The organism is Nocardioides flavescens (genome assembly GCF_009823805.1).
GTDB lineage: Bacteria > Actinomycetota > Actinomycetes > Propionibacteriales > Nocardioidaceae > Nocardioides > Nocardioides flavescens.
In genome coordinates this window covers 370,483-391,746 of sequence record NZ_WUEK01000004.1, presented here as the reverse complement: position 1 = coordinate 391,746, position 21,264 = coordinate 370,483, and the positions used below count along the sequence as shown (strand labels likewise).

At 73.7% G+C, this 21,264-nt stretch carries 17 protein-coding genes; 7 read left to right on the top strand and 10 right to left on the bottom strand.

Annotated features, from left to right (window positions below):
* Nucleotides 1-64: 64 nt before the first annotated feature.
* Entirely contained in the window at nt 65-913 is an 849-nt protein-coding gene (locus GRQ65_RS08855; protein ID WP_160877279.1) for a LysR family transcriptional regulator, read from the bottom strand.
* A gap of 95 nt (nt 914-1,008) precedes the next feature.
* Between GRQ65_RS08855 and GRQ65_RS08850 the strand changes: the two genes are divergently transcribed.
* Nucleotides 1,009-1,755 carry an SDR family oxidoreductase gene (locus GRQ65_RS08850; protein WP_160877277.1) on the top strand — a complete coding sequence of 249 codons (747 nt, stop codon included), beginning with the start codon at nt 1,009-1,011 and terminating at the stop codon, nt 1,753-1,755.
* A gap of 122 nt (nt 1,756-1,877) precedes the next feature.
* Here the strand turns inward: GRQ65_RS08850 and GRQ65_RS08845 are convergent, their stop codons facing one another.
* The 7 genes from GRQ65_RS08845 to GRQ65_RS08815 form a co-directional block, all read right to left on the bottom strand.
* Entirely contained in the window at nt 1,878-3,272 is a 1,395-nt protein-coding gene (locus GRQ65_RS08845; protein WP_160877275.1) for an amidase, read from the bottom strand.
* Nucleotides 3,269-3,973 (bottom strand): SRPBCC family protein, encoded by a 705-nt coding sequence (locus tag GRQ65_RS08840; RefSeq protein WP_160877273.1) that lies wholly within the window; start codon nt 3,971-3,973, stop codon nt 3,269-3,271. The genes GRQ65_RS08845 and GRQ65_RS08840 overlap by 4 nt, the downstream gene beginning before the upstream one ends.
* The gene (gene cutA / locus GRQ65_RS08835; RefSeq protein ID WP_160877271.1) at nt 3,973-6,408 is read right to left on the bottom strand and encodes an aerobic carbon-monoxide dehydrogenase large subunit; all 2,436 of its coding nucleotides are present in this window, start codon (nt 6,406-6,408) and stop codon (nt 3,973-3,975) included. Before cutA ends, GRQ65_RS08840 begins: the two co-directional genes overlap by 1 nt.
* The gene (locus GRQ65_RS08830) at nt 6,405-7,046 is read right to left on the bottom strand and encodes a 2Fe-2S iron-sulfur cluster-binding protein (protein ID WP_160877269.1); all 642 of its coding nucleotides are present in this window, start codon (nt 7,044-7,046) and stop codon (nt 6,405-6,407) included. Before GRQ65_RS08830 ends, cutA begins: the two co-directional genes overlap by 4 nt.
* Nucleotides 7,039-7,878 (bottom strand): FAD binding domain-containing protein, encoded by an 840-nt coding sequence (locus tag GRQ65_RS08825; protein ID WP_160877267.1) that lies wholly within the window; start codon nt 7,876-7,878, stop codon nt 7,039-7,041. Before GRQ65_RS08825 ends, GRQ65_RS08830 begins: the two co-directional genes overlap by 8 nt.
* On the bottom strand, nt 7,875-9,248 hold the full coding sequence (locus GRQ65_RS08820) for a uracil-xanthine permease family protein (protein WP_202387794.1): 1,374 nt from the start codon (nt 9,246-9,248) through the stop codon (nt 7,875-7,877). The genes GRQ65_RS08825 and GRQ65_RS08820 overlap by 4 nt, the downstream gene beginning before the upstream one ends.
* A gap of 114 nt (nt 9,249-9,362) precedes the next feature.
* Nucleotides 9,363-10,628: a PucR family transcriptional regulator gene (locus GRQ65_RS08815; protein ID WP_160877265.1), complete on the bottom strand. Its 1,266-nt coding sequence runs from the start codon at nt 10,626-10,628 to the stop codon at nt 9,363-9,365.
* A 78-nt stretch (nt 10,629-10,706) separates the two neighbouring features.
* Between GRQ65_RS08815 and GRQ65_RS23940 the strand changes: the two genes are divergently transcribed.
* From GRQ65_RS23940 to GRQ65_RS08795, 4 genes are read left to right on the top strand one after another with little or no spacing between them, the layout of a single operon-like run.
* Nucleotides 10,707-11,453, top strand: a complete 747-nt coding sequence (locus tag GRQ65_RS23940) for an oxamate carbamoyltransferase subunit AllH family protein (protein ID WP_160877263.1) — start codon at nt 10,707-10,709, stop codon at nt 11,451-11,453.
* Nucleotides 11,450-12,862, top strand: coding sequence for an AllF/FdrA family protein (locus GRQ65_RS08805; RefSeq protein WP_160877261.1), 1,413 nt, complete (start codon nt 11,450-11,452; stop codon nt 12,860-12,862). The genes GRQ65_RS23940 and GRQ65_RS08805 overlap by 4 nt, the downstream gene beginning before the upstream one ends.
* Nucleotides 12,859-14,289, top strand: a complete 1,431-nt coding sequence (locus GRQ65_RS08800; protein ID WP_160877259.1) for a YlbE family protein — start codon at nt 12,859-12,861, stop codon at nt 14,287-14,289. Before GRQ65_RS08805 ends, GRQ65_RS08800 begins: the two co-directional genes overlap by 4 nt.
* Nucleotides 14,290-14,301: 12 nt before the next feature.
* The gene (locus tag GRQ65_RS08795) at nt 14,302-17,847 is read left to right on the top strand and encodes an ATP-binding cassette domain-containing protein (protein WP_160877257.1); all 3,546 of its coding nucleotides are present in this window, start codon (nt 14,302-14,304) and stop codon (nt 17,845-17,847) included.
* 318 nt (nt 17,848-18,165) lie between these two features.
* Here GRQ65_RS08795 and moeZ read toward each other — a convergent pair whose 3' ends face one another.
* Nucleotides 18,166-19,371 carry an adenylyltransferase/sulfurtransferase MoeZ gene (gene moeZ / locus GRQ65_RS08790; RefSeq protein ID WP_337191582.1) on the bottom strand — a complete coding sequence of 402 codons (1,206 nt, stop codon included), beginning with the start codon at nt 19,369-19,371 and terminating at the stop codon, nt 18,166-18,168.
* Nucleotides 19,372-19,544: 173 nt separating this feature from the next.
* Here moeZ and GRQ65_RS08785 point away from each other — a divergent pair, with 173 nt between their 5' ends.
* On the top strand, nt 19,545-20,183 hold the full coding sequence (locus GRQ65_RS08785; RefSeq protein ID WP_337191581.1) for a TetR/AcrR family transcriptional regulator: 639 nt from the start codon (nt 19,545-19,547) through the stop codon (nt 20,181-20,183).
* Between the two features lie 67 nt (nt 20,184-20,250).
* Nucleotides 20,251-20,475 (top strand): DUF3107 family protein, encoded by a 225-nt coding sequence (locus tag GRQ65_RS08780; protein WP_160877255.1) that lies wholly within the window; start codon nt 20,251-20,253, stop codon nt 20,473-20,475.
* 16 nt (nt 20,476-20,491) lie between these two features.
* On the opposite strand, the gene GRQ65_RS08775 is transcribed toward GRQ65_RS08780, so the two are convergent.
* Nucleotides 20,492-21,205, bottom strand: coding sequence for a ferritin-like fold-containing protein (locus GRQ65_RS08775; RefSeq protein WP_160877253.1), 714 nt, complete (start codon nt 21,203-21,205; stop codon nt 20,492-20,494).
* Nucleotides 21,206-21,264: the final 59 nt, after the last annotated feature.

Genomic DNA, 21,264 nt, shown 5'->3' with positions numbered 1-21,264 from the left:
TGCCGCCATGGCAGGAGTTGCCTACGGATCGGCCGGTCTCGGGCTGTTGTCGCCATCAACGCCGCTACAGGGCCGTGGCGACCTCGACGAACCGTGCGACGTCGTGCGACCGGCTGTGAGCGGGCCACGCGAGCACCGTCTCGACCTCCGGGGCGTCGAGGAGCGGGACGGCCGCGACGGCCGAGCCCGCGTGGTCGGCCGCCGATGCCGGGGCGGTGAGGTGGGTGCGGCCGAGCTCGATCAGCTGGAGGAGCTGGGCGGTGTCGCGCACGGCCGGACCGGGCCCGTCGGCGTAGCGACCCGCGTCGTCGGGCCAGCGCGGGGCGGGCAGCCCCTCGAGGGAGGCGAGGTCGGCGCCCCGCAGCCCCGCCGTGCCGGTCGCCGGGTGTCCCGCCGGCAGGAGCACCACCTGCGGCTCACGGACGAGCACCTCGACGTCGAGCCCCGACGTGTCGTCGTACGGCGCGTGCAGGATCGCCAGGTCGGCGCGTCCGTCCCTCACCGCGCGGGACTGGTCGCCCGGCGCGCCCAGCAGCACCTCGACCACCACCGCACCGGGCTCGGCGGCGTAGCGGTCGAGCAGCTTGGCCACCAGCTCGTTGGCGGCCCCGGCCTTGGTCGCGAGCACCAGCCGCGGGGCTGCCTCGACGGCCTCCGCGGCCCGTCGGGTGCGCCGCTCGGCCGCCGCCACCGCGTCGAGCGCGGTCCGCGCCTCGTCGAGCAGCACCTGTCCCGGCGCGGTCAGCGACACGCTGCGGCTGCTGCGCTCGAGCAGCCGCACCCCGAGACGGCGCTCGAGCTGGCCGATGGCGCGCGAGAGCGGCGGCTGGGCGATCCCCAGGCGCTCCGCGGCACGACCGAAGTGCAGCTCCTCCGCCACCGCCACGAAGTAGCGCAGCTCTCTCGTCTCCACCCGGCCCGATCCCCTCGCTCACCGATACCCCCACGGTATCGCTGCAGACCCAGACGGTGTTGGGGTGCCGTTCGGCAGCGGAGGAGGCTCGAACCATGACCGAGACACCCGAGACCAGCACCTGCACCGCCCTCGTCACCGGCGCCAACAAGGGCATCGGCTACGCCATCGCCGCCGGACTCGGCGCCGAGGGCTTCCGCGTCGGGGTCGGCGCCCGCGACGAGGCCCGCCGCGAGGAGGCCGTCGCCTCCCTGCGCGACTCCGGCGTCGACGCCTTCGGTGTGCCCCTCGACGTCACCGACGACACCAGCGTCCGTGACGCTCTCGCCCTCGTCGAGAAGGTCGCCGGCGGCCTCGACGTGCTCGTCAACAACGCCGGCATCACCGGCACCGTGCCGCAGGAGCCCACGCAGGTCGACCTCGACGTGATCCGCACCGTCGTCGAGACCAACGTGCTCGGCGTCATGCGGGTCACCAACGCCGCACTCCCCCTGCTGCGCCGCTCGGCCCACCCGCGCATCGTCAACGTCTCCAGCGGTGTCGGCTCGCTCACCCGCCAGGCCGCGTCCGCCGACGACGGCTCCGCCGGACCCGTCGCGGCGGCGTACTCACCGTCGAAGACGTTCCTCAACGCCGTGATGCTGCAGTACGTCCGCGAGCTCGTCGGGACCGGCATCCTGATCAACGCCGCCTGCCCGGGCTACGTCGCCACCGACCTCAACGGCTTCCGCGGCACCCGCACCGTCGAGCAGGGCGCGGCGACGCCGATCCGACTCGCCCTGCTGCCCGACGACGGCCCGACGGGTGGGTTCTACGAGGACGCCGGCGTCGTCCCCTGGTGAGTGCCGTCGGGGACGCAGGCCCAGGTCAGCGGGAGCCGGAGCTCTGTCGCTGGTCGAGCAGGGAGGCGCCCCAGCGCCGACCCTCGTCGAGACCACCGGCGTGCGCCCCTGGCGTCTCCGGCTCAGCGCGCCTCGAGCGCTGCGGCCGCCTCGAGCAGGAACCGGTCGCGCCCGTGGGCGGCGACGAGCTGGACGCCGACGGGGAGGCCGTCACGGGTGGTGCCGAAGGGCACCGAGATCGCGGGACAGCCGGTGACGGTGATGAGGTAGGCCGCACACATCCAGTCGAGGTAGGTCTTCATCGGGGCGCCGTTGATCTCGTGCGGGAACTCCTGGTCCGCCGGGAACGGCGGCACCTGGGAGACCGGCAGCACGAGCAGGTCGTGGTCCAGGAACCACAGCCGCATCCGCTCCGAGAGCGTCGTGCGCTGGGTGTAGGCCCGCGCCACGTCGGCGCCGCTGAGCGTGGCGCCGAGGTCGATGTTGTCGGCGAGCGAGCGCTTGAACGACGCCCGGTGCTCGGCGAGCCGGGTCCCCAGCTTGGCCTGCAGGTGCCAGGCCCGCAGGGTGCGGAAGGTGTCGTCGGCCTCGGCGAGGTCGGGCACGTCGGCCGACACCTGCGCGCCGAGCGAGGCGAGGACGGACCGGCTCGACTCGACGACGGCCGCCACCTCGTGGTCCACCTCGAGCAGCCCGCCGAGGTCGGGGCTGACGGCGACGCGCAGCCCGGCGAGCGAGCCGCGCACGGGCGGCGCGAAAGTCGAGCCCGGGTCGCCGAGCGCCTGCGGGGCCCGCGGGTCCGGGCCGGCCATGACCGAGAGCAGCAGCGCGAGGTCGCCGACGTTGCGGGCCATCGGGCCGCCGACCGAGGTCGTCTCCCACTGGTTGTAGAGCGGCCACTCCGGCACCCGGCCCAGGCTCGGGCGCAACCCCACGACCCCGCAGAACGACGCGGGGTTGCGCAGCGAGCCGCCCATGTCGGAGCCGTCGGCGAGCGGCACCATCCCGCTGGCGAGCGCGCACGCCGCTCCCCCGCTCGACCCGCCCGCGGACCGGGTCGGGTCGTGCGGGTTGAGGGTCGTGCCGAAGACGGGGTTGAAGGTGTGCGAGCCCGACGCGAACTCCGGCACGTTGGTCTTGCCCATCACCACGACGCCGGCCCGGCGCACCCGCTCGACGAGCAGCTCGTCGGCGTCGGGCACGTGGTCGGCGAAGAGCGGGGAGCCGAACGTCGTGCGCCAGCCCGCGACCGCGTGCGTGTCCTTGAACGCGAACGGCAGCCCGTGCAGCGGCCCGACCTCGTCGCCGTGGGCGAGCGCCTCGTCGGCCGCGTGTGCGCCCTCCCGGGCCCGCTCCTCGTCGAGCGAGACGACCGCGTTGAGCTCGGGGTTGCGCTCGGCGATCCGGGTCAGGTGCAGGTCGAGCAGCTCGCGCGCCGAGATGTCCCCGGTGCGGACCGCGGCCGCCTGCTCGCGCGCGGTGGAGTCGACGGTGACGTCAGCGGCGTGGGCGCTCATCGACGACGGCTCGCGAGCGAGCCCGCGAGGACGCCGAGCAGCACCAGACCGGCGCCGACGGCGACGCCCTTGACGAAGTCGTCGGCCGAGCCGACGCCCGCGCCCGACGCGGCGCGCGCGGGCGGCGTGAACGTCTGGGCACCGCCGGCGGACGCACCGGACGGCGTCCCGCTCGTCTCCCCCGCGCCGGCTCCGGCCGCGACCGGCCCGGTCGCGGTCGAGCTGAGCTGCGAGCCGGCGCTGCTGTTGCTCGGCGCGGCCGGGGAGCCGATCTGGCGGGCGACGTTGGAGAAGAACTCCGAGGCCATCCGCTTCGAGACGCTAGTGAGCATTCGCTGGCCGACGCCGCCGACCATGCCGCCGACGGTCGCGTCGGCCTCGTAGGAGATCTGGGTGCCCTCGGCGCCGAGGTCGCTGAACGACACGTCGACGGTCGCGTCGACGGTGCCGGGCGCGCCGGCGCCGCTCAGCTTCATGACGAGCGACTCGCGCTCCTTCAGATCACCGAGCGAGCAGCTGCCGTTGTAGGTGCCCTTGATCGAGGCGACGCCGGCGGTGACGGTCATGGCGTAGGCGTGCTCGCCGGTGGTCTCGAGCTTCTCGCAGCCGGGGATCGTCGCGACGAGCACCCGGGGGTCGAGGAGCGCGTCCCAGACTTGGTCGACGGGGTAGGGCACGGTGTTGGAGCCGGAGATCTTCATCAGGACTGTTCCTGTCGGGGGGTCTGTCGCAGGGCGTAGAGCTCGGAAGGGGAGATGGGCATCGCGGTGATCGAGGCCTCGGTGCGCGTACGGCGCTCCGCGTCCTCGATCGCGCCGGCGAACGCCGCGGCGGTCGGGATGACCCCGGCCTCGCCGGCGCCCTTGATGCCGAGGGGGTTGAGCGGTGAGGGGGTCTCGAGGTGGTCGATGGCGATGCCGTCGGGGACCTCGGTGACGTAGGGCATGAGGAAGTCCATGAACGAGGCGTTGAGCAGCTGCCCGGAGGAGTCGTAGGCCATCCGCTCGTAGAGCGAGCCGCCGATCCCCTGCGCCACTCCCCCGTGGATCTGGCCCTCGACGATCATCGGGTTGATGACCGTGCCGCAGTCGTGGACGACGGCGTACTTCAGGATCGTGATCTCCGCGGTCTGCGGGTCGGTCTCCACGATCACGGCGTGCATCCCGGACGCGAACGTCGCCCGGTCGGGCGAGTAGAAGTCCTTGCCCTCCAGGCCGGGCTCGTCGTCCTCGGCGACCGGCGGCTTGCCGGGGTCGCCGACGGAGAACTGCGTGGCGGCCTTGGACGCCTCGTCGAAGGCGTAGCGCAGCGGGTTGGACAGCACCGAGACGGTCCCGAGGTCGATCGAGGCGCCTACTGCATCGGGGGGCGCACCCTTGACCGACACGACCCCGTCGACGATCTGCAGGTCGGCCTCGTCGGCCTCGAGCGCGTCGGCGGCGATGCGCAGCACCTTCTCCTTGGCCCGCTTGGCCGCGAGGTGCACGGCCGAGCCGCTCATCACCGCGGCCCGGGAGGCGAAGGTGCCGACGGCGTACGGCATCCGGCGGGTGTCGCCGGCGACGACCTCGACGTCCTCGAACTTCACGCCGAGCTCGTCGGCGACGAGCTGCGCGAAGACCGTCTGGTGGCCCTGGCCCTGGGTGGTGAGGCCGATGGCGACCTTGACCTTGCCGGAGGTCTCGACGTGCACGTGGGCGCCTTCGTAGGGACCGACGCCGGTGCCCTCGACGTAGCACCCGAGGCCGATGCCGACCTGGCGCCCCTCGGCCGCCATCTCGGCCTGGAACGCCGGGAACTCGTCCCAGCCGACCAGCGCCTTGAGCTTCTCCAGCATGGCGGGGTAGTCACCGGAGTCGTAGACCAGCGGCCGGCCGTCCTGGAAGACCATCTGGTGGTCGTAGGGGAACTCGTCGGGCTGGATGAAGTTGGCGGCGCGCACCTCGGTGCGGTCCTTGCCGAGGTAGTCGGCGATCGCGTCCATCGTGCGCTCCATGGCGAAGCAGCCCTGCGGGCGCCCGGCGCCGCGGTAGGGCGTGACGATGACGGTGTTGGTGTAGAGCGACTCGAACGCCACCCGGTAGGCGCCGGGCTTGTAGGGCCCGAGCAGCTGGGTCGAGGTGATGATCGGGACGATCAGGCCGTAGGGCGTGTAGGCGCCGTGGTCGTGCCAGAACTCCACGTCGAGGCCGAGCACGCGACCCTCGTCGTCGAAGCCGACCTCGACGTGCTGCACCTGGCCGCGCTCGTGCGCGGAGGAGATGAAGTGCTCGCGGCGGTCCTCGGTGAACTTCACCGGCCGGCCCAGGGCGCGGGCGGCCAGCGGGACCAGCAGCTCCTCGGGCCAGGGGTGGACGATCTTGACGCCGAAGCCGCCGCCCACGTCGGGGGTGATGACGTCGACCTGGCCGAGCGCGAGCCCGAGCTTGACCGCGACGGCCGCGCGCACTCCGGTGGAGGACTGCGTCGAGGTCCACAGCTGGAGCCGGTCGGTGTCGGGGTCCCAGCGCGCGACGGTGCCGCGTCCCTCGAGCGGCATGCAGGCGCTGCGCTCGATGGTGAGGTCGAGCTCGAGCCGGTGCGGGGCGGCGGCGACGGCTGCGGGGGCGTCGCCGACCTCCTGCACGAGCCGGGCGCCGCGGTTGCCGGGCACGTCGTCGTGGACCAGGTGGCGCGCCTCGCGGGCGGCCTCGACGCCGACGACGGCGGGGAGGATGTCGTAGTCGACGCGGATCAGGCCGACGGCGTCCTCGGCGACGTAGCGGTCGTCGGCGACGACGAGCGCGACGGCCTCGCCGACGTAGTTGACCTCGTCCTTGGCCAGGGCGTACTGCGTGCGGCCGTGGCTCAGCGCCGGGTGCGGGATGAGCAGCGGCAGCGGCGCGGCCATCGCGGGCGAGAGCCCTTCGAGGTCCTCGTAGGTCCACACCGCGTGGACGCCCTCGACGTCGAGGACCTCGCTCACGTCGATGTCGACGATGCGCGCGTGGGCGTGCGGCGAGCGCAGCACGGCGGCGTGCAGCACCGCGTCGTCGCCGGGGGTGGTCAGCACGTCGTCGGTGTAGCGGCCCTGACCGCGCAGGAAGCGCTGGTCCTCGACCCGCTGGACCGGCTGGCCCATCAGCTTGGTGGTCATGCGCCCAGCCCCGTCGTCGCGGCGTCGTCCTCGCGGTCCACCACGTCGTCACCGTGGTTTCGAGACGGTTGCTGCGCAACCTCCTCAACCACCGAGGCGTCCCCGGTGGTTGAGGAAGGACGAAGTCCTGTCTCGAAACCACCCTCGGAGGGACCGCCCTCGCGCGCCAGCACAGCGGCGCGCTCGACGGCCTTGACGATGTTCTGGTAGCCCGTGCACCGGCAGAGGTTGCCGGCGATCATCTCGCGGGCCTCCTCGTGCGTGGGCTCGGGGTTGTCGCGGATGCCCGCGGTGATCGTGGTGAGGAAGCCGGGGGTGCAGAAGCCGCACTGCAGGCCGTGGCACTCGGCAAAGGCCTGCTGCACCGGACCGAGCGCGCCGTCGGGGCGGGTCAGCCCCTCGACGGTGGTGACCTCCTGGCCCTGCACCGAGACGGCGAAGACCAGGCAGGCGCGCACGGGCTCGCCGTCGAGCAGCACCGTGCAGGCGCCGCACACGCCGTGCTCGCAGCCGACGTGGGTGCCGGTGAGCGCGAGGTCGTGGCGCAGCGCGTCGGAGAGCAGGCGCCGCGCCGGCACCCGCAGGTCGTGCGCCGTGCCGTTGACGGTAAGCCTGATCTGGTGCAGCTCCTCAGCCACGTGTCCTCCCGAGTCGGTGTGCGGCGTGCTCACGGGCCGCGGCGACGACGCGGGGCGTGAGGACGCGGACGAGCTGGGCGCGGTAGTCCGCGCTGGCGTGGATGTCGTCGCCGGGCTCGAGCTCGGCGAGCGCCGCCTCGCCGAGGTCGGCCTCGGCCACTCCGCTGAGGTCGACGACGGTCGGCAGGTCGCTGACGGACAGGAAGCCGACGCGCACGGAGTCGCCGTCGACGATCGCGCCGGCACCGACGAGGGCGTAGTCGCCGTGGCGGCGCGCGATCTCCTCGAACGCCGCGCCGGCGCCCGGCGCCAAGGCCGGGAAGTGCGCCGAGACGGCGATCTCGTCGTGGTGCAGCGAGGTCTCGAGCGGCCCGACGAACAGCTCGCTCGCCGCGACCGTACGCCGGCCCGCGGGTCCCTCGACCTCGAGCGAGCCGCCGGTGAGCACGAGCACGACCGGCATCTCGGCGGCGGCGTCGGCGTGCACGAGCGAGCCGACGGTGGTGCCGCGGTTGCGGATGGTGGGGTGCGCGACGTTCGAGAGCGCCATCGCGACCAGCGGCTGCACGCGTCGGGCCTCGACCGAGGCGAGCACCGCCGCGTGGCGGGCGAGCGCCCCGACCCGCACCCCGGCCTCGTCGACGGTGACGTCGTCGAGGCCGGGCAGTGCGTTGAGGTCGATCAGGGTGGTCGGGGCCGCGAGCCGCATGTTGAGCAGCGGGACCAGGCTCTGACCACCGGCGAGCACCTTGGCGCCGGGGTCCCCGGCCAGGGCCGCGACCGCCTCGGCGAGCGTCCCGGGCCGGAGGTAGCCGAACGGTGCAGGCTTCACAGCGCTCTGGTCACCCGCCCGGACGGGTCGCGCGGGTCGCTGGTGCGGTTGCGCACGTTGACCATGTGGAAGAAGACGATGACGAGGATCGTGCCGAGGGCGATGCCGCCGAGCTCGAAGTCGTCGGTGATCTTCAGGGTCACGCCGCCGATGCCCGCGATGATGCCGGCGGCGAGGCCGACCATGTTGACGGGGTTGCCGAAGTCGACGCGGTTCTCGACCCAGATCTTGGCGCCCACCAGACCGATCATCCCGTACAGCACCACTGTGATGCCGCCCAGGACCCCACCCGGCGTCGCGTTGACGATCGCGCCGAACTTGGGGCAGAGGCCGAGCAGGATCGCGACGATCGCGGCGACGTAGTAGGCCGCGGTCGAGTAGACCTTGGTGGCGCTCATGACGCCGATGTTCTCGGCGTACGTCGTGGTCGGCGAGCCGCCGAACAGCGAGGCGAGCGCGGTGGCGGCACCGTCGGCGCCGATGGCTCGGCCCATGTAGGGGTCGAGGTTGTCGCCGGTCATCTCGGCGACGGCCTTGACGTGACCGGTGTTCTCGGCGAGCAGGGCGATGACGCCGGGCAGCACGAGCAGGATGAAGCTGAGGGAGAAGCTCGGGCCGTGCACGACGCTGACGCCGTCGGCCAGGGTGCCGCTCGGGAGCCCGATCCAGTTGGCGGCCTCGACGCCGGCCCAGCTGACGCGGTCGTGCGACGTGGCCTCGGTGGCCCCGCCGAGCACGGAGGTGATGGGGCCGAAGATCCCGTCGAAGAGCCACGAGATCAGGTAGCCGAAGACCAGCGCGAGGGCCACCGCGATGCGCGAGAAGAAGCCCGGCAGCAGCACGGAGGCCGCGACGAGGAACGCCGCGGTCAGCAGCGCGACCCACTGGTCCTGGGGCCAGTAGACGCCGGCGACGACCGGGGCGAGATTGAAGCCGATGAGCATGACCACGGCGCCGGTGACGGCCGGGGGCAGCAGGGTGTGGATCAGGCCCGCGCCGGCGAAGTGCACGACGACGCCGATGGCGAGCAGCACGAGGCCCGCGACCAGGATCGCGCCGGTGACGTCGGCGGAGTCGCCGCCCTGGGCCCGGATCGCCGCGACGGCGGCCACGAACGACGCGCTGGTGCCGAGGTAGCTCGGCACCTTGTTGTTGCAGACCAGCAGGAACAGGATCGTGCAGATGCCCGAGAACATGATGGCGAGGTTGGCGTCGAGCCCCATCACCAGCGGGAAGACGAACGTCGCACCGAACATCGCGACGACGTGCTGGGCTCCGAGGCCGATCGTCTTGCCCCACGGCAGCCGCTGGTGCGGCGCTACGGCCTCGCCGGGAGCCGGGTCGACGACGTCCCACTTGAACATTGACATGGATGCACCCTTCGGGCGGGCGGCACGGTGCCGCGACACGAGAGTGCTCAACCTAGTGAGAACTGGCTCACGTCCTACATAGCAACACCTGCCGAAGCACGCCCGGTCCCGGTGTCATGTGTTGGCGAGGTCATACACACGCAACGCGACGGCAACGTTGAGGCGCAGGTGCGGGTCGTCCGACAGCGGGCCGAGGAGCCGCTCGAGCTTCGAGAGGCGGTAGCGGATCGTGTTGTAGTGGAAGAACTGCACCCGAGCGGCCTCGGCGAGGTTGAAGTTGGTGTCGAGCAGCACCTGCAGCGTCTCGCGCAGCTGCGCCGCCTCCTTGGTCGACTCGGACAGCGGGCCGAGCACGTCGCGCACGAAGGCCCGCAGCTCGCGCTCGTCGGGGATCAGCGCGATCAGCCGGTGCAGCCCCAGCTGGTCGAAGAACGTCGCCGAGCCGGTGCCGCTCACGCGGTAGCCCACCTCGAGCGCCCGCCGGGCCTGGGCGTAGGCCTCCGGCAGCTCGGCCACCGACCGGGCGACCCGGCTGACCCCGACGGAGAACGGCCGCCGCCCCCCGCCGCGGTCGCCGGCGATCGCCACGACGGCGCGGTGGACGAGGTCGTGGCCCGGGTGCGGCTCGAGGTCGGTCGGGGCGACCGGCAGCAGGGTCACGACCTCGGAGGAGAAGTCGACCGAGGCGATGCCCTCGCCCAGGGTCGCGCTCACCTGGCGCCACGCGGCGGAGAACCGCTCCTGCCACTGACGCCGCTCCAGGCTGGAGGCGGGCTCGTCGCGGCCGGGGTCGATCTCGGCGGCCACCACGACCAGGGGGCGGTCGAGGTCCCAGCCGAAGGTCTCGGCGTGCTCGGCGACGTACGCCGGGTCCGCGCTGCGGCGCAGCAGCAGGTCGCGCAGGAAGTCGCCCTGGTACTTGTTCTCGACCGCCGTCACCGCCTCCTGGCGGGTGATGAGCAGCGCGGCGACCGCGGCCGCGCGCTCGAGGGCGTGCACGTCGTCGTCGGTGAGCGGACCGTCGGTGCGCACGCAGACGAGGCGGGCCAGGTCGGCGCCACCGGCCGCCACCCGCAGCGCACGGGCCTCGCCGTCGGGCACCACCGGGGCGCCGCCGCCCATCCGCTCGGTGCGCAGCCGGCCGGTGGGGTCGAGCAGGTCGCTCAGCGACAGCGCGGAGCGCGTCGCCTCGTCGAGCGCGCCGGCCCGCTCGCGACCGTCGGTCGAGGTGAACGCCACCCCCACCTCGAGCACCCGGCCGACCTCGGCGGCGATGCCGCTCAGGTCGCCGCCCTCGAGCGCGATCTGGGTGAGCCCGGTGTGGAGGGCGTCGATGCGGGCCAGCGCGGCGATGGCCTGCGCCTCATCCAGCTTCGGCAAGTTCTGGCCCCCTCACGGTGAGTCGTTGGCAGATGTGCACATCGGCAAACCCTAGACCCGGCCGCTAGCGTCCTCGGGGTGATCCCCGCCAGCGCTCCCCCCCGCGTGGCGGCGGTCCTGAGCACGGCACCCGACGGCGCCGTGCCGGTGCTCCACCGCGGCCCCGACGCGGTCTACGTCGCGCTCCACGACCGCCCCGGCGAGCCAGGCGGCTGCGTGGGCGTGGTCGGGCGCCGCGCCGTCCGGGTCCCGTGCGCCCTGCACACCCGCCTCGACACGCTCCCGCCGGTCTCCTCGGCCCGGGTCGCCCGCGGCGTGCTGCACCTCGACGACGTCCCCGTCGTCGTCGGTCGCCGCGAGGACCCCTCGGTCCCCCGCCTCCGCCTGCCGCTCGAGCTCCCGGCCCGCCCAGCGCCCGCTCCCGACGTCGAGGCGATGGTCGGGCGCGGCGACGGCCTGACGCCGTACGACGACGACGTGCTGTGCGGCTGGCTCGCGGTGCACCGCGCCGCCGGCGTGGCGACCCCCGAGGTCGACGCCCGGGTCCGCGCCGCCGCCCAGCGCACCACGGCCCTGTCGGCCGCGCTGCTCGACTGCGCGGTGCACGGCGAGGTCGTGCCGGCGTTCGCCGCGTGGGTCCGTGCACTCGGCACCCCCGACGCGGCCGACCGCACCCGTGACCTGGCCGCCATCGGCCACAGCTCGGGGCGGGGGCTGCTCGAGGGCGCCCGCCTCGCCCTGGCCTCGCTCGCCCCTGCCTCAGCCCCTGCCTCAGCCCCTGCCTCAGCCCCTGCCTCAGCCCCCCACCACCGAGGAGCAGCATGACCACCCACGTCGAGCTCCGGCGCGGCGCCTACGCCGACTCCGTGACCCTCCTGCAGGTCAGCCGGACCGTGCAGGGCCTGCCCGGCGTCAGCGCCGCCCAGGTCGCGATGGCCACCCCGCTCAACGTCGAGGTCCTGCTCGGCATGGGCTTCGAGGTGCCCGAGGAGGCGACCACCAACGACATGGTCGTCGCCGTCCGTCTCGACGAGGGCGGATCACTGGACGACGTGCTCGCAGGTGTCGACGCCGCCCTGCGCGACAGCACCCGCCGCCGCGAGGGCGGAAGCAGCGAGGTCGCGCCGCCGCGGACGACAGCCGCCGCGCTGCGCCGGGCCCCCGGCTCGGTCGTCGTCGTCTCGGTGCCCGGCGAGAACGCCTTCGTCGAGGCCGTCGACGCCGTCGAGGCCGGCAGCGACGTCTTGGTGTTCAGCGACAACGTGCCGGTGGCCCAGGAGGTGCGGCTCAAGGAGCTCGCCACCGAGCGGGGCCGGCTCGTCATGGGTCCCGACTGCGGCACCGCGGTCCTCGGCGGTGTCGGGCTCGGCTTCGCCAACGTCGTCTCCCCCGGCCCCGTCGGTCTCGTCGCGGCCTCCGGCACCGGTTGCCAGCAGCTCCTCGCCCTCCTCGACCACGCCGGGGTCGGCGTCACCCACGCGCTCGGCGTCGGCGGGCGCGACCTGTCCGCAGAGGTCGGCGGCCGCTCGACGCTGACCGCCCTCGACCGCCTCGACGCCGACGACGACGTCGAGCTGGTCGTGGTCGTCTCGAAGCCCCCCGCCCCCGAGGTCGCCGCGGCCGTCGAGCAGCACGCCGCCTCGCTCTCGACGCCCGTCGAGCTCGCCCTGCTCGGCGCCGGGCAGCCCGACCTGACCGAGGCCGCCGAGCGGATCCTGGCCCGGCTCGGCCGCGAGGTCCCGCAGTGGCCGGTGACCGGCTCGACCGCGGCCCCGTCGGGAGGTCACCGCCTGAGGGGACTGTTCGTCGGCGGCACGCTCGCCTCCGAGGCGAAGCTGCTCGCGACCTCGCTCCTGGGCGGCGCCGCGGAGGGCGACCACACCTTCACCGACTTCGGCGACGACGCCTACACGACCGGCCGCGCCCACCCGATGATCGACCCGACCCTGCGCCTGGAGCACCTCGCGCAGGCCGCGGCCGACCCCGACACCGCCGTGCTGCTGCTCGACGTCGTGCTCGGCCACGGCGCCGAGGCCGACCCGGCCGCCCAGCTCGCCCCTGCGCTCGCGGGCGTCGACAAGCCCGTCGTCGTCGCCGTCGTCGGCACCGCCTCCGACCCCCAGGGGCTCGAGCGCACCGTCGACGCCCTGGCCGCCGCCGGCGCCGAGGTCCACCTGTCCAACGCGCGCGCCGTACGCCGCGCGGTCGAGCTGGTCCAGGAGGCCACCCGATGAGTGCTCCCACCGCAGTCGAGTCCGTCGTGAACGTCGGCGCCGACCTGCTCGCCGACGCGGCCGCCGGCCAGGCTGTCGACGTCACCCGCGTCGACTGGCAGCCGCCGATGGCCGGCACCGCGGCCGACCTCGCGACCGTCGCGGGCGACCCGCGGCGGGCCGCGGCCAACGAGCGCGCGCTCGCGGCCGTCCTCGAGGTCACCGCGACCCTGGTCGACGTCGTGCCGGCCTCGGAGGCGCTCGGCCTGGAGGCGGGCGAGTTCCTGCACGCCGGGCCGCCGATCGCCTGGGACCGCGCATCGGGCCCGCTGCGCGGTGCGCTCATGGGCGGCGCTGCGCTCGAGGGGCTGGTCGACGACCCCGAGGACGCGGTCGCGCTCTTCGAGTCGGGCTCCTCGGTCTCGCTCGAGCCCTGCCACCACCGCTCCGCCGTCGGCCCGATGGCCGGCGTGGTCACCCCCTCGATGTGGATGTGGGTCCTGGAGGACGCCGCCACCGGACGCCGCACCTACTGCTCGCTCAACGAGGGGCTCGGCAAGGTGCTGCGCTACGGCGCCTACGGTCCCGAGGTCCTCGAGCGGCTGCGGTGGATGTCGGACGTGCTCGGCCCGCTGCTGCAGACCGCCGTCCGCGCGGTCCGTGACGAGTCCGGCCCGGTCGACGTGACCGGCATCCTGACCCAGATGCTGCAGATGGGCGACGAGGCCCACAACCGCAACCGCGCCGGCACCCTGATGCTCCTGCGCGACCTCTCCCCCGCGCTCGTCGGCGCCGGCGACCCCGGCGACATCGCGCAGGCGCTGCGCTTCGTCGGCGGCAACGACCACTTCTTCCTCAACCTCGCCATGCCCGCCTGCAAGCTCGCGCTCGACGCGGCCCGCGGCACGGAGGGGTCCACGATGGTCGTCGCGATGGCGCGCAACGGCACCGACTTCGGCATCCAGACCGCCGGCACGGGCGACGAGTGGTTCACCGGGCCGGCGCAGCTCGCCGACGGGCTCTTCCTCGGCGACTACGGCCCCGAGGACGCCAACCCCGACATCGGCGACTCGGCCATCACCGAGACCGCCGGCATCGGCGGCTTCGCGATGGCCACCGCCCCGGCGATCGTGCGCTTCGTCGGCGGCTCCGTGCCCGACGCCCTCGCCACGACCCGGCGCATGCACGAGATCACCCTGGGCGAGAACCCCCGCTGGTCCGTGCCCGTCCTGGAGTTCCAGGGCACGCCCACCGGCATCGACGTCGCCAAGGTCTGCCGCACCTCGGTGCTGCCCCAGATCAACACCGGCATGGCCGGTCGCGTCGCCGGCGTCGGACAGGTCGGCGCCGGCCTCGTGACCCCGCCTGCGGAGATCTTCCCCAAGGCCCTGGCCCGCCTGGCCGAGCTCGCCGAAAACCAGTCGAAGGGTGTCGGTGGAGCGGCGTAACGTCGGCAGGCGATGACCGGCACCTCCCTCCTCCCCGCTCCCCCCTCCTCCCAGCCCGCTCCGCACGCCGCGTCCGCCGGCGCCGTCGCCCGATCGGTCGACTGGCGTCGGCTGCGCACGCCCGCGGCCGCGCTGGCGATGGCGTTCGCGCTGGTCGCCTCGATCGGGCAGGCGCTCGGCACCGTCGCCGCCGGCCGGCTCGCCGAGACCCCGACCGGGCGGCTCGTCGCCGTCCTCGCCCTGTGCGTCGTCGGCGCCGCGCTGCTCGACACCGGAGGCCGGGTCGTGTGGGCCGCGGTCGTCGACCGGGCCGCGGGCCGGCTGCGGGCCGACCTGCTCGACGCCTCCCTCCACCAGCCGCTCAGCTCGCTGGGTGAGCAGGCCGTCGGCGAGATCCTCGACCGCGTCGACGACGACACCCACGAGGTCAACACCCTGCTGCGCCAGCAGGTCTGGGGCCTGGTGCGCACGGTCTTCCTCACCGGTCCGATGTGGGTCGTCGCCGGCCTCACCTGGTGGCCGGCGTGGGTGCTGTTCCCGCTCTTCGGGCTCGCCACCTTCCTCGTGGTCCGGCCCCACCTCGCTGAGATCTCGCGCCGCAAGGTGCTCGAGGAGATGGCCTGGACCGACCACGCCGCCGCCCTCGAGGAGGGCGTCGCCGGTCGCGACGACCTGCGCACCAGCCTGGGGCAGGCCCACGTCGTACGCCGCCTGAGCCGGCTCTCCGCCGAGATCTTCGAGCGCTTCCGCAGCGTCGTCGACGTCGAGGCGAAGGTGACCCGCCGTGCCGGCGTCCTGCTGCACGCGCTGCTCGCCGCCATCGGCGTGGCCGGGGTCTTCCTGGTCTCCGCTGGCAGCCTCGACGTCAGCCGGCTCGTCACCCTCTTCCTCGTCACGACGACGTTCGTCGGCCAGCTCGACCAGGTCGCGCGCCAGCTCCCCGACCTCCAGGCCGGCCTGGGCGCGGTCCTGCGGCTGCGGCAGATGCTCGACATCGAGCCGGAGCCGGTCGGCGGCGAGGCCGTCCCCGGCCCACGGGTCGACCTGGAGTTCCGCGACCTGCACTTCTCCTACGCCGAGGGCGCCTTCGCCCTGCAGGGCGTCGACCTGCTGGTGCCCGCGGGACAGACCTGCGCGCTGGTCGGGCGCACCGGCTCGGGCAAGTCGACGCTCGCCTCCCTGGTCTCGCGCGCGGTCGACCCCGAGCCCGGCACGGTGTTCCTCGGCGGCGTCGACGTCCTCGACCTCGACCTGCAGCAGCTGCGGGCCGCGGTCGGCGTCGTCACGCAGCGCACCGAGATCCTCGCCGGCACCCTCGCCGAGAACATCACCCTCTTCGCCGACCTGCCCCGCGCCCGCATCGAGGCGGCCGTCGACGAGCTCGGCCTGCGCGAGTGGGTCGCAGGCCTGCCCGACGGGCTCGAGACCCCCCTGGGCCCCGGCGGCACCCGGCTGAGCGCCGGGGAGGAGCAGCTCGTGGCCTTCGCCCGGCTGCTGGTGCGCGACGTCGAGGTCGTCGTGCTCGACGAGGCCACCGCACGGATGGACCCGCTCACCGAGTCGCTCGTCGTCCGCGCGGCCGACCGGCTGCTCTCGGGCCGCACCGGCATCCTCGTCGCCCACCGCCTCTCGACCGTCGCCCGGGCCGACCTCGTCACCGTGCTCGACCACGGCCGGGTGGCCCAGCAGGGCCCGCGCGCCCGGCTCGCGGTCGAGCCCGGACCGTTCCGCGCCCTGCTCGAGTCCGGCGGCCTCGACCTCACCCCCGCCGACCTCGCCGAGCCCGAGCCCGAGCTGGTCGACGAGCCCGACCCCGAGCTGGTCGTGGGTGGCGCGCGTCGTACGGGCCCCCCGCCCGAGGCCCCCGAGCCCGGCGACGGTCCCAGCCTCGCCCGCGGCATCACCCACGCCCTGCTGATCCACCCGCGCTGGGGCGTCGTCGGAGCGGTGCTGTTCCTCGCCTCGGCCTCGCTCGGCGCCAACGGCGTGCTGACCGGCTGGGTGTGGGGCCACGTCGTGCAGGACCTGCAGGGCGGCGAGACACCCGTGGGACTGACGGTCGCGCTGGTCTTCGTGCTCGTCGCGGCGCCGCTGTTCCTCGCCGAGGCGTTCCGGCGCTACCCGATGTGGTGGATCGCGGTCATGCTCCGCACCCGGATGGCGGTGCTCATCGGCCAGACCCGCCAGCACCGCCTCGCCCGCACACCGCCCGGCGAGGTCGTCGCGCGCAGCATGGACGCCGACCGCTACGCGCGCTACGCCGACCGCTGGGTCGACTTCCTCAACGGTCTCTTCATCGTCGCGGTCACCGCCCTCGTGGGGCAGAGCCTGCTGGCCGGCGGCGTCCTGCTCGCCGTGATGGTCGGCTCCGCGCTGGCCTCGACGCTGGGGCGCCCGATCGCCGGACGCTCGGCTGCTGCGTCCTCGGCGGCGCGGGCGACGTTCGGCCGCTCGCTGGTCTCGGCGCTCGAGTCCGCCCGCACCGTCAAGCTGGCCGCGGCCACGCCCGACGTGCACCGTCACCTGCAGGTCGTCGACGGCGGTCGCGTCGACGCCGCGGTGCGCGAGCACCGCGTGCAGGCCGTCCTCGACGGCGTCCCGATCGTCATGGTCCAGCTCGGCGTCGTCGCCGCGTGGGGCGTGCTCGTCGCCGGCGGCTGGGGCCTGGCCACCGCCCTGCTGGTCGTGAGCGCGGTCAACGGCTTCGACTGGTTCGGCCGCGTCGCCGGCTCGATCATCACCGAGGCCCCCGGCACCCGCGCCTGGCAGGTCGCCACGAGCCGGCTGGCCGGTGGCGCCGACCTCGTCGACGTCGCTCCCGACGTCGACCTCGTCGCCGGCACCGCGCCGGAGCCGTCCGCCCCCGGCCGGGTCGCGCTGCAGACCCTGCGGGTGCGCGGCCTCGACGCCGTCCACGACGACGGCACCCGCGGCGTGATCGACGTCGACCTGACGCTCCGGGCGGGCGAGCTGGTCCTCCTGCTGGGCCAGGTCGGCTCCGGCAAGTCGAGCCTGCTCTCGGCCCTGGCGGGGCTGATCGACCACACCGGCGAGATCACCTGGAACGACGAGCCCGTCGAGGACGCCCAGCGCTTCCTCCGCCCGGGTCAGGTGTCCCACGTGGCGCAGGTGCCGCGGGTGCTCTCGGGCAGCTTCGCCGACAACGTCCACCTCGGCCACGAGCGCCCGGTCGAGGGCGCGGTCACCGCCGCGCGCCTGCGCGACGACGTCAGCGAGGCCGGCGGCATCCAGTCGCTCGTCGGCCACCGCGGGGTCCGCCTCTCCGGCGGTCAGGTGCAGCGCCTGGCCCTGGCCCGGGCCCTCGCGACCGGCGCCGAGCTGCTGCTCGCCGACGACGTCTCCTCGGCCCTCGACGCGGCCACCGAGGTCGAGCTGTGGGAGGCCCTGCGCGAGCGGGGCACCACGGTCCTCGGTGCCACGTCCAAGCAGGCCGCCCTGGCCCGAGCCGACCGGGTCGTGGTGCTCGTCGACGGGCGCGTCGCCGCCGTCGGTCCCTGGTCCGACCTCGCCGCCGACTGGGGCCACCTCGCCGGCTGAGGGTCCGCGCCCACCCGCGCCAGTTTCACCGGGTACCCGGTGAAACTGGCGCTTCCCTCACGAAGTTTCGTGCGGCAAGCGTGACTTCTGTGCGGTCAGTTGCCCGGCACGGCGCCTGCGGGCAGGTGCGAGTGACTTCCCGGCCGGAACTCACGCTGACCGGCTGAAGTTTCAGCCGGTCAGCGTGAGTTCCACCGGGTACCCGGTGAAACTGGCAGACCACGAGACACAGACGACGAGGCCCCGACCGGTAGCAGCGGTCGGGGCCTCGTCGGGCTCTGCGGTGGTGTGCGGCGGTGCGGTAACCGCCGCGGGCCGTCAGTACGCCGGCTGGCTGGGGTCGATCTGGTCGACCCAGGCGGCGACGCCGCCCCCGACGTGCACGGCGTCGGCGTAGCCCGCGCCCTTGACGATCGCCAGGGTCTCGGCGGAGCGGACGCCCGACTTGCAGTGCATGACGATCTGCTTGTCGGAGGGGAGCTTCTCCAGCGCGGAGCCGTTGAGGAACTCGCCCTTCGGGATCAGCACCGAGCCGGGGATGCGGTTGATCTCGTACTCGTTGGGCTCGCGCACGTCGACGAGCACGAAGTCGCGGCTGCCCTCCTCGCGCTCCTTGAGCATGTGCTCGAGCTGCACGACCGAGATCGTGCTGCCGACCGCAGCGTCGGCGGCCTCCTCGGAGACGGCGCCGCAGAAGGCGTCGTAGTCGATCAGCTCGGTGACGTCGGCGTCGGGACCGCACAGGCGGCAGTTGGGGTCCTTGCGCACCTTCAGCTTGCGCCAGCTGAGCTCGAGCGCGTCGTAGATGACCAGGTCGCCGACGGCGGGGTCACCCATGCCGGTGATCAGCTTGATCGCCTCGTTGACCTGGATCGAGCCGATGCTGGCGCACAGCACGCCCAGCACACCGCCCTCGGCGCAGCTCGGGACCATGCCCGGCGGCGGCGGCTCGGGGTAGAGGCAGCGGTAGCACGGCGCGTCGTCGGTGAGCGTCGGCGCGAAGACCGAGGCCTGACCGTCGAAGCGGTAGATCGAGCCCCAGACGTAGGGGATGCCGAGGAAGTACGCCGCGTCGTTGACCATGTAGCGGGTCGCGAAGTTGTCGGTGCCGTCGACGATGAGGTCGTAGCCCCGGAAGACGTCCATGACGTTGTCGTTGTCGAGGCGCTCCTCGTGCACGACGACCTCGACGTAGGGGTTGGCCTCGGCGATCGACTCCTTGGCCGAGACGGCCTTGGACTTCCCGATGTCGGACTGGCCGTGGATGATCTGGCGCTGCAGGTTGGACTCGTCGACCTCGTCGAACTCTGCGATGCCGAGGGTGCCGACGCCGGCCGCGGCGAGGTAGAGCAGCGCGGGGCTGCCGAGGCCGCCGGCGCCGATGACGAGCACCTTGGCGTTCTTCAGCCGCTTCTGCCCCACCATCCCGACGTCGGGGATGATCAGGTGACGGCTGTAGCGACGCACCTCGTCGATGCTCAGCTCGTCGGCGGGCTCCACCAGCGGGGCCAGGTCTGCGGACACGGAGTGCTCCTCGTGGGACGGTCGTTCGGGTGTTCCGGGGGTCAACACCGCGGGAGGCGTCACGTGTTCCCCGCGGGTCTCGCCTCCATCGTCCCCACCCGGTGGTGACCGGGGTGACGCGTCCCGTCATCCGGGCACCTCGCACCGTGCTCGGCGCCTTGTAGGGTCGGAGCGTGAGTACCGGCCAGTACGAGACGAGCGTGGGCTCGGCGCGCCCGCGGGGCGGTCGCCTGCCGCGTCGTGAACGCCGCGCGCAGCTCCTCGCCTCGGCGCTCGAGGTCTTCTCCGCCCAGGGCTACCACGCGGCCGCGATGGACGACATCGCCGAGCGCGCCGGGGTCTCGAAGCCCGTGCTCTACCAGCACTTCCCGGGCAAGCTCGACCTCTACCTCGCGCTGCTCGACGCCTCCTGCGACACGATCATCGCCAGCACCCGCAAGGCCCTGGAGTCCACCCAGGACAACCGCCAGCGGGTCGAGGCCACGATGGCCGTCTTCTACGACTACGTCAGCAGCGACAGCGGCGCCTTCCGCCTGGTCTTCGAGTCCGACCTGACCAACGAGCCGGCCGTGCGCGAGCAGGTCGAGCGGGTGACCAGCGAGACCGCGGCCCTGGTCGCCGAGGTCATCCACGAGGACACCGGCCTGACCGACGAGCAGTCGCGCCTGCTCGCCGTCTCCCTCGTGGGAATGGCGCAGGTCAGCGCGCGGTTCTGGCTCACCGAGGCCGGTGGCATCGAGCGCGCCGACGCGGCAGCGCTCGTCGGCGGCCTCGCCTGGCGCGGCATCCGCGGCTACCCGCGCGCGGACTGAGCCGTCCTCTCCCGTCCCGAGCACCACCCCCTGCACCAACCCAGATGAACCAGACGAAGGAGTGACCGTGGAGGTCAAGATCGGCGTCCAGCAGGTCCAGCGCGAGCTGACCGTCGACGTCAACGAGTCGGCCGAGGACGTCCAGAAGCTGGTGGCCGACGCCGTCGGCTCGAGCGACGGCGTGCTGACCCTCACCGACAGCAAGGGCCGCACCGTCGTGGTCCCGACCGCCAAGCTCGCCTACGTCGAGATCGGTGGCGGCACCCCCGGCACCGTCGGCTTCCGCAGCTGACCAGCGGGGGCTCGGCTCAGCTGTCGAGCCCCAGCTCCTCCATCCGGGCGGCGTGCCGCTCGGTGATCCGGGCGAACATGCGCCCGATCGCGGCGAGGTCGAGCCCGGGCCGGTCGACGCCGCCGGCGAGCAGCGACGACAGCGCGTCGCGCTCGGCGGCGACGCGCTGGGCCTGGGTGAGCGCCTCCCCCATCAGCCGGCGTCCCCACAGGGCGAGCCGGCCGCCGAGGCGCGGGTCGGCCCGGATGCCCGAGCGGACCCGGTCGACGACGAACGCCGCGTGGGTCTCCTCCTCGAGCGAGGCCAGCACCAGGTCGCGCGTGTCGGCGTCGAGGTAGGCCGCGATCTCGCGGTAGAAGTCGTCGGCGAGGCCGTCGCCGACGAAGGCCTTGATGAGGCTCTCGTACCAGTCGGCGGGTGCCGTGTGGGCGTGGAAGGAGTCGATGGCGCTGCGGAACGGCGCCATCGCCCCGAACGGGTCGGAGCCCAGCTCCGCGATCCGGGTGTGCAGCGCCGCGACCTTGCCGAACTCCGCGCTCGCCATCGTCGCGAGCGCCACCTTGTCCTCGAGGCTGGGGGCGGACGACGCGTCCTCGGCCAGCCGCTCGAAGGCCGAGATCTCGCCGTACGCGATCGCGCCGAGGAGGTCGACGACGGCCTCGCGGTAGAGCGGGTCCTCGGGGAAGGCCGGGTCAGGTTCGGCGGTCGGGTCCGGCACAGATGCAGCCACGTCGGCACCCTACCGATACGATGAGGGTGGTAGAGGCCGTCAACAGACGGCCCGGTATG

What these genes read in the sequence shown, in the direction of transcription:
- GRQ65_RS08850 (WP_160877277.1), top strand. Translation starts at nt 1,009, where the DNA reads ATGACCGAGACACCCGAGACCAGCACCTGCACCGCCCTCGTCACCGGC.
- GRQ65_RS08845 (WP_160877275.1), bottom strand. Translation starts at nt 3,272, where the DNA reads ATGAGCGCCCACGCCGCTGACGTCACCGTCGACTCCACCGCGCGCGAG.
- GRQ65_RS08840 (WP_160877273.1), bottom strand. Translation starts at nt 3,973, where the DNA reads ATGAAGATCTCCGGCTCCAACACCGTGCCCTACCCCGTCGACCAAGTC.
- cutA (WP_160877271.1), bottom strand. Translation starts at nt 6,408, where the DNA reads ATGACCACCAAGCTGATGGGCCAGCCGGTCCAGCGGGTCGAGGACCAG.
- GRQ65_RS08820 (WP_202387794.1), bottom strand. Translation starts at nt 9,248, where the DNA reads ATGTCAATGTTCAAGTGGGACGTCGTCGACCCGGCTCCCGGCGAGGCC.
- GRQ65_RS08805 (WP_160877261.1), top strand. Translation starts at nt 11,450, where the DNA reads ATGACCACCCACGTCGAGCTCCGGCGCGGCGCCTACGCCGACTCCGTG.
- GRQ65_RS08800 (WP_160877259.1), top strand. Translation starts at nt 12,859, where the DNA reads ATGAGTGCTCCCACCGCAGTCGAGTCCGTCGTGAACGTCGGCGCCGAC.
- GRQ65_RS08795 (WP_160877257.1), top strand. Translation starts at nt 14,302, where the DNA reads ATGACCGGCACCTCCCTCCTCCCCGCTCCCCCCTCCTCCCAGCCCGCT.